We start from the raw sequence: 11,802 nt of genomic DNA on the forward strand, positions 1-11,802 counted from the left end.
CATAATCAATAGAATACAACTTATTATCGGTGTGACTCTAAATCACACCGATAATAGATAAGCAAATAAAAATACGATGAGTTCTAAATATCCATTATTAAAAACAACTAAAAAATGAGACGCAATCAATTATTTCGATTAAGTATCGTCACTTTGTTGCTGATGCTTTGTTCCTTTGGTGCTTTTGCTCAATTGGATCATTATCCGGCACATTTTGACACCATTCCTTATCCAAAAGGAAAGTTCAAACCCACCGACCAGTCGCTCATGCAGTACAAATACCCAAAATGGTTTCGTGATGCCAAATTTGGCATTTGGGCGCATTGGGGACCACAGGCCGTTCCAGAACAAGGCGATTGGTATGCACGAAAAATGTATCAGGAAGGAAGTACAGAATATATTGACCATTTAAAACGGTATGGCCATCCCTCGAAGTTTGGCTACAAAGATATCATCCCCCTGTGGAAAGCACAGAAATGGGATCCGGCCAAACTGATGGCCCTTTACAAGAAAGTAGGCGCCAAATACTTTGTCAGCATGGGAGTCCACCATGACGATTTCTTTCTGTGGAACTCAAAACTCCACAAGTGGAACGCAGTCAACTACGGGCCACACAAAGACGTAGTAGGCATCTGGGAAAAAGAAGCCAGGAAAGAAGGCCTCCATTTCGGTGTATCGGAACACCTGGGGGCAAGTTACACCTGGTTCCAGAAAGCCCACAGCGCGGATACCACAGGCCCGATGAAAGGCGTGCCCTATGATGCCAATAACCCGAAATATTTTGATTTATACCATCGCAAGGCAGCCCCGGGAGACAACGGGTGGCTGACGAATAATCCGGAATGGCAGCATGAATGGTACTATAGCATACGGGAGTTAATCGATAAATACCATCCCGATTTTTTGTACTCTGACAGCGCCCTTCCTTTTGGCAATATCGGGCGAAGCCTCATTGCCCATTTTTATAATGACAATATGGCACAACACGATGGGCAACTGGAAGCCGTGTATACCTGCAAGGAACCCTCGCAGGGGCGCTTTGTCCAGGACATGGAACGCGGGGTGATGGACACCATCAGCCAATATCCGTGGCAAACGGACACCTCCATAGGGGATTGGTTTTACCGGACCGGCCAACAATATAAAAGCGCAACAGAGATTATCCAGATGCTGGTGGATATCGTCAGTAAAAACGGGAACCTGTTGATAAATGTTGTCCAGACACCCGAAGGGAACCTGGAACCGGATATGCTGCACATTTTGCATGGCATTGCCCAATGGACGGCGGCCAACGGAGAAGGCATCTATGGATCACGTCCCTGGAAAATATATGGGGAAAACCCGGCCAACGCCAAAGAAGTGAAAAGTGCGATGTTTAACGAAAGCAAGCTGCAATACAGCGCACAGGACATACGCTTTACCACAAAGGGGAAGACTCTCTATGCCTTTTGTCTTGGCCAGCCAACGGGGGCTATCCGTATTGTGTCATTGCGTAAAAACAATCCATACGAAAAGAAGGCCATTGCTTCCATTACAATGCTAGGCAGCAAGGAACATTTGGGATGGCATCAGCAAGACGATGCCTTGGTGATCGACAAACCGGCAGTACTCCCTGCATGGAAAGTACTTGGATTTAGAATACAGTTTAATACACTAGTGTCCCATTAAAATTTGGGCGAAATTAAAAATTATTATTATCCGAAAAGCGACCTGTTATAAATTCTGGATTTGAAATCGGTATTGTAATTTGCAGCGGCAAACACTAATCTATCGAACATCTTTTCCCCGAAATATCTTCGGTTGAACTTATAGCAGTACTCATTGAGATAATATTGTAAATACTCTTTTTTAGCTGGTGGTGCATATCAAGTAGTAAACGTTTCACGTTTGCAATACTGATATGAACCCATGGAAGTATCTTCTGAAGGTCTTCTGGTTCTATAACCTGAGCCTTGTGAGACTCCACAGCTTGTGTAGCTTAAAAAATGTTTTTGAATCATCGGTGGTTAATTCCGCCTTTGAATCAATTTGTTCTTTGACAATTTCAACGGCAGTATCAGCTCTTAAATCAGGCACTACCTGCATTTTAATGTGGTTTATCTTTTTTGGCTTTTTACCCGGTTTGGGATTTTCAACCACAATGCTTTCTGTCATTACAATGACTTTAGACTTATTCTGACTGCCTGCACCATGTTTTAAGTCCTGGTGCTTACAGTCATCACTTATCAGATTGGTAATAAAAGCATTGTCAAGTTCTATTTGTCCCGAAAGCTGATATTCATTGTCGCGTTTACCCATTATGTCGCTCAATTTCTTGTGCATTTCCCAAATGGGTTGATAGCGTTTATGTCCCAGTTGCTGTTGCAACTCGGAAGCTGAAAAAGATTTTTTTGTACTGGTCAAAAGGTGCATGGCAACATACCAGCAACGAAAAGGGAGTTTAGAAAATTCTAATACTGTATCCCTTCGTATGGACTGGCGATGATGACAATGCGCACACTCGTAACGTACCTTGTTTTTAAGCCAAATATGTTTTGTGCTGCCGCATTTTGGACAAAAAACACCGATTTGATCCCCTTGCGCCTTAAAATGCACAATACAGGATTCCTCATCGGGAAAATTTAGAATGAAATTCAAGAGATTCATAGTGTGTATTTTTACTATCGAATACGCTGTAAATATAATGAATTTCAATGAATTATACAAATATATTGAGAACTTTTTATTACAAACTCAACCGTAATTTTAGCCTCTTTTTCAACAGGTCGCTTTGCGGATAATCATTTTAAAAATCAAATAAACTTGGCTCATTAAGCCTAAAACGATCTTTGTCATTTTGAAATTTAGTTCTCTCGAAGAGGTCCCGAAGATGAGTTTTATCAGTTAAAGATATACTCAGGATCTGCAAAATCTCATATGTACTTCTGTCAAGCTGCATGTCCTTTTGGATTATTGCCACCAGACAATATGTGCATATAGCTACGTAGATTTGAATCCGAACAGCGTTTTCAGTTGTACCCCAGAATGTCTTTATTTTCAGATGTTGTTTCAACCATTTGAAGAACAGCTCGATTTGCCAGCGGTTCTTGTAAAGTTCGGCAACTTGAAGTGCCGAAATATGCATCGCATTGGTTAAGAAGACAAACTCACGTTCTTGTTCTTCATTCCAGTATCTGACCAAACGAAGAGTTCCCGGATAGTATTGACTTGGATAAAATCCCGTCAATTCAATCATCACATCTGAAAGCACATTTTTCGGTAATCTGCGTCTCCATTTGATGGATTTGTATTGCAGGTTCTTCTTGGCTCTAACAACAAAGAAAGCTTCTATCTGATGAATCTTATACAGCATTTTGAAGCTGTTGTATTCTCTGTCAAATATATAATATGATCCTGATTCATACGGAATTTCTTTCATTGCCTTTGAGTCATGTACTGACGCTTCAGTGATATGGAAAAATGCTGGTATCTGTGTTTCTACATCGTATAATGTATGTACTTTGATCCCACCTTTCTTCTTACGGAACTTCACCCACCAGAAGGCTGAAAGACATAAGTCAATCGTTGTTGAATCGAAAGCGTAGACATTACCACCAAGTTGGAAGATATCAGAAACTCGTTTCTCTCTGGCTTGTGTTATCAGGTAGTAAGCATACTCTTCAAAAATGTGATAATCTCTGTCTTGATTGGCTCTTGCCAGAGATGATTTTGAAACATTTTTGCCAAAACCCAAATGATAAGATTTGGAGTGATGAGCATCAAGTGCGACAATCAAATCTCTCAGACTTTCTCGGTTGGAAAGTTGTCCGAACATCAGAGCAAGTAATTGATTCCAGCACGTGAAATGCTTTACATATCGATTACCTTGGTACTTATCAACGATACGACGAAACTTATGTTCGTTCAGAAATGATATCAGTTGGGCAAACACATATTTCTCTTTATTCATTGCAGCCTATTTATTAGACTGCAAAATTAGAAATTGAAATCGTCGCGCTCGAAAAACAGATATAACTAACTAAATTTCAAATATTTCAAAGACCTCTTTTGGATTTTAATGGGACAGCAATGTTATCAATTATGAAAAAACTCACATTTACATTTTTATTTTTTGCAGCAGTTACCTCAGCAGCTTTGGCACAGAAATATCCCGGGCTCGCCCTGACGCCGCCCATGGGTTGGAACAGTTGGAATACATTTGCTTGTAACATCAACGAAAAGATGATCAAGGAAATGGCCGATGCCATGGTCTCTTCCGGTATGCGCGATGCAGGATACAAGTATCTGGTACTTGATGATTGCTGGCTCTCTCCAACACGTGATTCACTCCAGAATTTACAGGCAGATCCAAAAAAGTTTCCCGATGGGATGAAAGCCCTCGGCGATTATATTCACTCCAAAGGATTAAAGTTTGGTATTTACAACTGTGCCGGTACAAAAACCTGTGCCGGATATCCTGGAACCCGGGGGCATGAATACCAGGATGCACTTACGTATGCTTCATGGGGAGTAGATTATTTAAAATACGACTGGTGCAACACGGAAGGAATCAATGCCAGGGAAGCCTACACCACGATGAGCAAAGCATTGGCTGCCACACACCGTCCGATTGTATTCAGCATGTGTGAATGGGGAACCAACCAGCCCTGGCTATGGGGAGCTCCCATTGCCGAACTATGGCGTACTACCGGAGATATTGGTTGTGGATGGTATATTAAGCCCAATCCCAATGGATGGACTCCACTTGGAGTGACTCAAATCATCGACAAAGAAGTCAACTTGCGCCAATATGCAGGACCGGGGCATTGGAATGACCCGGACATGCTCGAAGTGGGCAATGGTATGCCGGTTAATGAAGACCGTGCCCATTTTTCCATGTGGGCTATGCTTGCCGCTCCCCTTATCGCAGGAAATGACCTGCGCCACATGAGCGAAGAGACCCGTGAGATCTTAACCAACCGGGGTGTCATTGCCGTCGACCAGGATTCATTGGGGATACAGGCATTGCGCTATGAAGTTAAAGACAGCGTGGAAACATGGATGAAACCGTTGGAAGGTGGAGACTGGGCTATCTGTTTCCTGAACCGGGCGGCTGAACCCAAAGCTATCGATTTTGACTGGAAAGCAAATGTAGTAAAAGACACGTTATCCAACCGGGAACTAAATGCCAATACACAACGGTATGCTATTGTGGATTTATGGACCAACAAAGCGATGGGAACAACCCAGAAAGCATTAAAAGGCACAGTTCCTTCCCATGATGTTCTGATGGTATATCTTTCAAAACAAATAAAAAAAGAGAAACACAAAGAACGTAGATGATATTTTATGGAGAAGCTTTGCGATTTGTGTATCCGCAGAGTTTTTTCATCTATACCTGATAAATCTTGTAAAAGCCAAGATGACTGCAATATAAAAAGATTAGTGTAGTTTACTTCATCAACTGCCATTCTGTTTGCAGAGTGGCAGTTGTTTTTTTTACATGCTTCATTACCCGTGTCCTGAATTTTTTCTGTATAGTTACACTGAAATTATGGTAATCTTGATTTTTTCATCAAAAAATTTCTATCTTTCGCATGGATTCATTTGGATGCCTTACCTGTGTTCGTTGTGAATCATGTGATTGAATATGAATGTTTTATTAGTGCCATTCTGGAGCGTTGAGATTATTTACATTTAAAACTATACGTATGGAAAAGATTACATCAGCCGAAGTTATCAATTGGGCAAAAGAGTTTCTTTCGAATTCGGAGAAAGCGCTTACTGCCGACGAAGTGCGGGAACAGAAGAAGTATGCTGTCCTGATACAGAATCCAAACGATAAGATATTGCTTTCCAAGTTATTGGATGAGTCATCCCAGATCAGGGACGACAGGAAACTGGCCCGCCGCATGAAGTTGTTGATCGAGCAATATGGCGTGCCTGCGTTTTTTAGTTCGTCGGATGCTTTTCTGATTCGGTTGTTTACGGCCTTTGGTTACTGGTTTGATTTTATTTCGGTGCCGATTTTCAAGAAAAGACTCCGGTCGGATACCTCGAAAGTGATTATCGACGCGCAACCCAATGTGTTGAATCACCATCTGGATGAGCGTCACCAGCAGAAAATAGGTCAGAATGTAAACCTCCTGGGAGAAGTGGTGTTGGGTGATGGCGAAGCTGACCACCGCTACAAAGGTTATCTGGAAGCATTGAAAGATCCCGGAATAAATTATATCTCCATTAAGATTTCGGGTATTTACGCGCAAATCAATCCGTTGAATTACGAAAAGAACAAAACGGATCTTTGCGAACGTCTGGCTACAATTTACCGTCAGTCTGTTGATTATCCCTATCGGGATGCGGATGGTAACCTGTCCCCGAAGTTTGTGAACCTGGATATGGAGGAATACAAGGATACGGAATTGACGCTGGATGTATTCAAGACGGTGTTGTCTTATCCGGAATTTAAAAATTATACGGCGGGTATTGTGGTTCAGGCTTACTTGCCTGATGCGTGGAATTTTCAGACCGAACTGCTGGAGTTTGCCCGCAAAAGGGTTGCCGAAGGAGGTGCCCCGCTTAAAATGCGTTTGGTAAAAGGAGCAAACCTGCAGATGGAAACAGTGATCTCTTCTTTGAGAGGGTGGGAGAATCCGGTTTTGAAATCGAAAGTGGAAGTGGATGCCAATTATTTGCACATACTGGATCGGGCGCTGGAACCTGACAATGCCCGGGCATTGCATATAGGCGTGGCTTCCCATAATTTCTTTTCTTTGGGGTATGCCGATTTGTTGAGCAGGAAAAACAATGTATCGGAGTTCGTTACTTTCGAAATGCTGGAGGGGATGGCCAACCATCTTCCGCGCGTCATGCGGAGCATGCAAAAACAGATTATTTTGTACACGCCCGTGGTGAAGAATGAACATTTCCTGAATGCCGTTTCCTATCTGGTTCGCCGTTTGGATGAAAACACAGGGAAAGATAATTTCCTGAGCTATTCATTCAACCTGAAGTACGGAAGCGATCAATGGCATTTCCTTGAACAACAGTTTCAGGAAGCTTTCAGCCTGAAAGATAAGATGGCGGCTGCTTCGTTCCGCACACAGGACAGGCGCCAGCCATCAAAGCCGGTGGGCGATTTAGATCATTTTGTCAATGAGCCCGACACGGATTTCTATTTACGCTCCAACCGCCTTTGGGCAGAGTCGATCAGGGAGACCTGGATGAAGTCGTCCACCACAGAGCCTTATCAAATCCCGGTTCAGATAGGGGAGCAAACTATGATTTCTGCAAAGAAATATCCCTATTACGACAGGAGCCAGTCAGAGAAAGTAACGGTATGTGAGGTCAGCTTGTCGAATCTTGACCAGGTGAAAGAGATCATCGGTGTGGCTGAGAAAGATGCTTCCGGCTGGCGTAAGACTACGCTGGATGAACGCAACAACATCCTGCACCAGGTGGCGTTGAACCTTGGCGACAGCAGGGGCAACCTGATTGGCTGCATGGCTGCTATTACCGGAAAGACATTTACGGAAGGTGATGTTGAAGTTTCCGAGGCGACCGACTTTTGCCGTTTCTATCCCATCTCAATGAAACGTTTTGCCGAACTGGAGACTATTTCAGTGACTCCGAAAGGCATTGTCCTCGTTATCCCGCCCTGGAACTTTCCTTTGGCTATTCCAGTGGGTGGGGTAGTGGCTGCCCTTTCCGGCGGCAATAGCGTCATTCTGAAACCTGCCACCGTAGCATTTCCTGTTGCCTGGGAGTTTGCCAAATGTTTCTGGGATGCGGGTGTTCCAAAGGATGCATTGCAACTGGTATGTGCTGATGGGCGCGAACCGGTGAACTATCTTACTGCACATCCGGCTATCAAACATATCATCATGACCGGTGGAACGGATACCGCTTTCCGGTTGTTGGAAAATAACCCCACTTGTCCGCTTTCTGCCGAGACCGGCGGAAAAGATGCCATTATACTGACTGCCAGCGGCGACAGGGATCATGCCATACAAAACATCGTCACTTCGGCGTTCAGCAATGCCGGACAGAAATGTTCCGCCTGCTCCTTGCTTGTGCTCGAAAAACAGGTGTATGACGATCCTGAATTTAAGGCAAAACTGGTAGATGCTGTCACCAGTCTGCACACAGGCAGCGTATGGGATGGCGGTAACATTGTCGGGCCGGTGATTACCGACAAAAACGAGAAGTTGCTTTATGCCATCGGGCATCTGGAAGAAGGGGAGTCGTGGCTGGTTCCTCCTGTTTTTGCCGATGAGAAGCATTACATGGTAAAACCTTGTGTGAAATGGGGTGTGAAACCGGATAGTTACACCTTCAGGACGGAATTGTTCGGACCTCTATTGGCTGTGGTTTGTGCCGACGATTTGCATCATGCCGTTGCGTTGGTGAATTCATCCGAATATGGGTTGACTTCGGGCCTTCAAAGCCTGGATGAAAATGAACAAAGCTTCTGGAAGGAACATATCGAAGCCGGCAATTTGTATATCAACCGGGGTATCACAGGCGCTATTGTCAACCGGCAACCTTTTGGAGGTATGAAACGGTCTGCCTTTGGGGGCGGGTTAAAAGCCGGGGGACGTAACTATGTCTCCAACTTTGTCAACATCCGGGAGGTGGAAACGCTTCAACCGGCAAAAGGGGATATCAGGGAGTTTCAACAGTTTCTGGACGAAATCACCGAAGCGGAGAAGCCGCGGTTCAGGGTTGCTGTCGAAAGTTACCGGAGAAACCGTGAGGAGGAATTTTCGCAGGAAAAAGATATTCACCATATTGTCGGGGAACGGAATACCTTTCGTTACCTGCCGTTGAAACGTATGGCGCTACGGGTACAGAAAAACGATACATTATCCAACATCCTGATGATCGTTGTGGCTGCCACGACTGTTAAGACGCCATTGCTGATAAGCATCGATCAGGATCATCCTCACCTGGCTGTGTTGCAGCGGATAGCAGGTCATTATTTCTCCATTGTTACTCAGGCAGAAGAGCAATTCCTGGCAGAAATGGACCGGTATGAAAGGGTTCGTACCTGTAGCAGTGATCTTTCTGAGGCTTTCTATAAAAAGGCGGCTGATTTGGGCAAATATGTCGCCATGGCCGCACCGCTGGTGGAAGGCAGGGTGGAGTTGCTTCATTATGTAAAGGAACAAAGCATTGCGTTTGAGTATCATCGTTATGGCAGCATAACGGAAACGATGGTTTAAAGATAGAGGAACGGGAAGACGTATTCAATTGACTGTTTTTTGTCAGTTATGCAGTTGTTTAGAGACTGTAAATTAAACTGTGTCAGTAAAGAATAAAATAATTTTATAACTTTACAATACAGTTTATTTTTATGGAAGAATTTGATTACAAGGCTTTTCAAGCCAAAGTTTTAGAACAGATAAAATCTGGCAAACCCCTTTTAGGCAAAGATGGTGCCTTTGCGCCCTTGTTAGAAAATATTCTAAATGCAGCTTTAGAGGGAGAAATGGATGCTCATTTAGATGAAGATGAGCGTAGTTTAGGCAATCGGCGCAATGGACGTATGTCCAAACAAGTTCAAACCCAATTGGGTGAAGTCACCGTTCATACACCCCGTGACCGCCATTCCAGTTTTGAACCTGAGTTTATAAAGAAACGTGAAACAATACTTGCAGAAGGTGTTGCAGACCGTATAATTGGTCTTTATGCCTTGGGGAACAGTACTCGGGAAATAAGCGATTGGATGGAGGAAAACCTTGGAAACAGGGTTTCTGCTGACACAATCAGTTCCATAACAAACCGGGTTCTGCCAGAGATTCAGTCCTGGCGTAGCAGGTCATTGGATAGTGTTTATCCAATTGTTTGGATGGATGCCATTCACTACAAAGTGATGGACGAAAAGAATCGCCCTGTAACACGAGCCATATACAACGTATTGGGTGTTGACCGTAACGGTTACAAAGATTTGCTTGGCATGTATATTTCCAAAAGCGAAGGAGCTAACTTTTGGTTATCGGTGCTCACCGATCTTCAATCAAGAGGAGTAAATGACATTCTAATAGCCTCTACGGACAATCTTAGTGGCTTTTCAGATGCTATAAAAAGCGTATTTCCACACACAGTAGTTCAAACTTGTGTGGTGCATCAAATCCGCAATTCAATTAAATATGTTGCAAGTAAAAATCAGAAAACGTTCATGAAAGATTTGAAGCTTGTTTATCAAGCAGTAAGCAAAGAGCAGGCAGCAATCGAACTCGATAATCTTGATTCAAAGTGGGGAAAGGATTATCCAATTGTCATTAAATCATGGCGTGATAATTGGGAAAAACTAACCGCTTATTTTGAGTTTTCTGATGCTATCCGAAGAATCATATATACCACCAATACCGTAGAAGGCTATCACCGTCAGATAAGGAAAGTTACCAAAAACAAAGGTGTTTTTACCAATGATACAGCATTGGAAAAATTGGTGTATTTGGCCTATCGCAATATCCGGAAAAAATGGACTATGCCTCTGTCAAACTGGGGGTTAACTGCACAACAACTGGCGATTAAATTTCCTGAAAGGTTTAATTTATTTGAATAAAATCACAACATCAAATAAATATCCAGGCATTTTTCTTAGTTTTGCTTCCACCCAACAAAACGATGGTGAAACTTTGTGCCATTGTAATAAAAAACGATTAGGGGGTCGACCCCTAACCGTTTTTGCCCAACAAAACTCAGGATCTTCATTATCCATTATAAAAAATCGGATTAATTGAGTATCTGAAATTTGATAAGAATTGAAACTGACACAGTTTATTTTACGCTACCGTTGTTTAATTTTCCAACCCCTCCGCTCCGCTCGTCCCCTTTCACCAAAGGGGACAGCTCTTGAACATCATGTTTTGGTAACCATGGTAGCATTGCTTGATTGTCAGATTGTTCTGCCCTTCTGATGAAGGGAAGTACCCGAAGGGGGTAGGGTTAGATCTTCCTGCATCTTCTTTAACTTCTGGCTGTTTTGTTACTTATTCAGCTATGTGATTCTTCCAACCCCTCCGCTCCGCTCGTCCCCTTTCACCAAAGGGGACAGCTCTTGAACATTATTCTCCGGCCTCCCTCACAACATAAAGCGATAGTCTCTTTCTCAAAGAGACTATCGCTTTGCAGGGTGCCCGTACAATTATTTCCGGTTTTTACATCACGAAGCTGCTTACTTCGTCACTCCAGTTTTGTGTTGGGTCGCTGCCTACTGCTACAACCTGGAATGCATATTGCTGCCCACGCTTGAGGTTGGGAATAATAATGCTGCTTTTGCTTGTCGATAAGCGTGTTTTGCTACTGGTTTCACTGCCTGGCATTTCGATATATTCTACATTGTATGCATAGGCGCTTTCCACCACGTCCCATTTCAGGTTGAGGCTGCCACGGCTTGTCCCCGGAGTTATTTCTATGCCGGTTACCCGTGGTAACGGGCCTACCGGTGATGCTTTCCTGATAATTTCAAAGCCCGAACTGAGGATGATGGCTTCGTCGCCATTGCTTGTGTCCTGCACATAATTGGCTAATTTTTTCATAATTGCCTCTAAGTTAGCCCGTTTATTCCTTTTAATTGCCGTGTCTTCTTTGTTCCCATTTTTACTGTTCACGATGGCTACCTTCATCTCATCGATACACTTTTGAAGTTCGGTCAATTGTGGATTCGGACCCGGAAAATTCTCATTATCTGTTAAAGCATTTTTAATACTTTGCGCATAAGTAACGATGCCTTCATCCGAATACTTGTTACGTGAAACCTCTTTTGCTACTCTTGTTGTGTTCATAAATAACTTTTTTTTGTGTTGATATATAGAT

Annotated in this window: 6 protein-coding genes and 1 pseudogene; 4 read left to right on the forward strand and 3 right to left on the reverse strand. The window is 43.3% G+C overall.

The annotated features are described in order from the left end of the window. The first annotated feature begins 114 nt into the window (after positions 1–114). On the forward strand, positions 115–1,668 hold the full coding sequence (locus tag FHX64_RS01820; RefSeq protein ID WP_246392274.1) for an alpha-L-fucosidase: 1,554 nt from the start codon (positions 115–117) through the stop codon (positions 1,666–1,668). A 26-nt stretch (positions 1,669–1,694) separates the two neighbouring features. Here FHX64_RS01820 and FHX64_RS01825 read toward each other — a convergent pair. Further along, a pseudogene (locus FHX64_RS01825) lies at positions 1,695–2,646 on the reverse strand (IS1595 family transposase). A 139-nt stretch (positions 2,647–2,785) separates the two neighbouring features. Further along, positions 2,786–3,949, reverse strand: a complete 1,164-nt coding sequence (locus FHX64_RS01830; protein ID WP_183412146.1) for an IS4 family transposase — start codon at positions 3,947–3,949, stop codon at positions 2,786–2,788. A gap of 131 nt (positions 3,950–4,080) precedes the next feature. Between FHX64_RS01830 and FHX64_RS01835 the strand changes: the two genes are divergently transcribed. The 3 genes from FHX64_RS01835 (at position 4,081) to FHX64_RS01845 (ending at position 10,549) form a co-directional block, all read left to right on the forward strand. After that, complete coding sequence (locus FHX64_RS01835; RefSeq protein ID WP_183412147.1) at positions 4,081–5,322, forward strand: glycoside hydrolase family 27 protein; 1,242 nt, start codon at positions 4,081–4,083, stop codon at positions 5,320–5,322. A 368-nt stretch (positions 5,323–5,690) separates the two neighbouring features. Next, entirely contained in the window at positions 5,691–9,203 is a 3,513-nt protein-coding gene (locus tag FHX64_RS01840; RefSeq protein ID WP_183412148.1) for a proline dehydrogenase family protein, read from the forward strand. 131 nt (positions 9,204–9,334) lie between these two features. Next, positions 9,335–10,549 (forward strand): IS256 family transposase, encoded by a 1,215-nt coding sequence (locus FHX64_RS01845; protein WP_183411945.1) that lies wholly within the window; start codon positions 9,335–9,337, stop codon positions 10,547–10,549. A 595-nt stretch (positions 10,550–11,144) separates the two neighbouring features. On the opposite strand, the gene FHX64_RS01850 is transcribed toward FHX64_RS01845, so the two are convergent. After that, positions 11,145–11,771: a fibronectin type III domain-containing protein gene (locus tag FHX64_RS01850; protein WP_183412149.1), complete on the reverse strand. Its 627-nt coding sequence runs from the start codon at positions 11,769–11,771 to the stop codon at positions 11,145–11,147. Positions 11,772–11,802: the final 31 nt, after the last annotated feature.

The organism is Microbacter margulisiae (assembly GCF_014192515.1).
Taxonomy (GTDB): Bacteria; Bacteroidota; Bacteroidia; order Bacteroidales; family Paludibacteraceae; genus Microbacter; species Microbacter margulisiae.

Bases quoted from the DNA above. Each gene is read 5' to 3' on its own strand.
- FHX64_RS01820 (WP_246392274.1), top strand. From the start codon at position 115: ATGAGACGCAATCAATTATTTCGATTAAGTATCGTCACTTTGTTGCTG.
- FHX64_RS01830 (WP_183412146.1), bottom strand. From the start codon at position 3,949: ATGAATAAAGAGAAATATGTGTTTGCCCAACTGATATCATTTCTGAAC.
- FHX64_RS01835 (WP_183412147.1), top strand. From the start codon at position 4,081: ATGAAAAAACTCACATTTACATTTTTATTTTTTGCAGCAGTTACCTCA.
- FHX64_RS01840 (WP_183412148.1), top strand. From the start codon at position 5,691: ATGGAAAAGATTACATCAGCCGAAGTTATCAATTGGGCAAAAGAGTTT.
- FHX64_RS01845 (WP_183411945.1), top strand. From the start codon at position 9,335: ATGGAAGAATTTGATTACAAGGCTTTTCAAGCCAAAGTTTTAGAACAG.
- FHX64_RS01850 (WP_183412149.1), bottom strand. From the start codon at position 11,771: ATGAACACAACAAGAGTAGCAAAAGAGGTTTCACGTAACAAGTATTCG.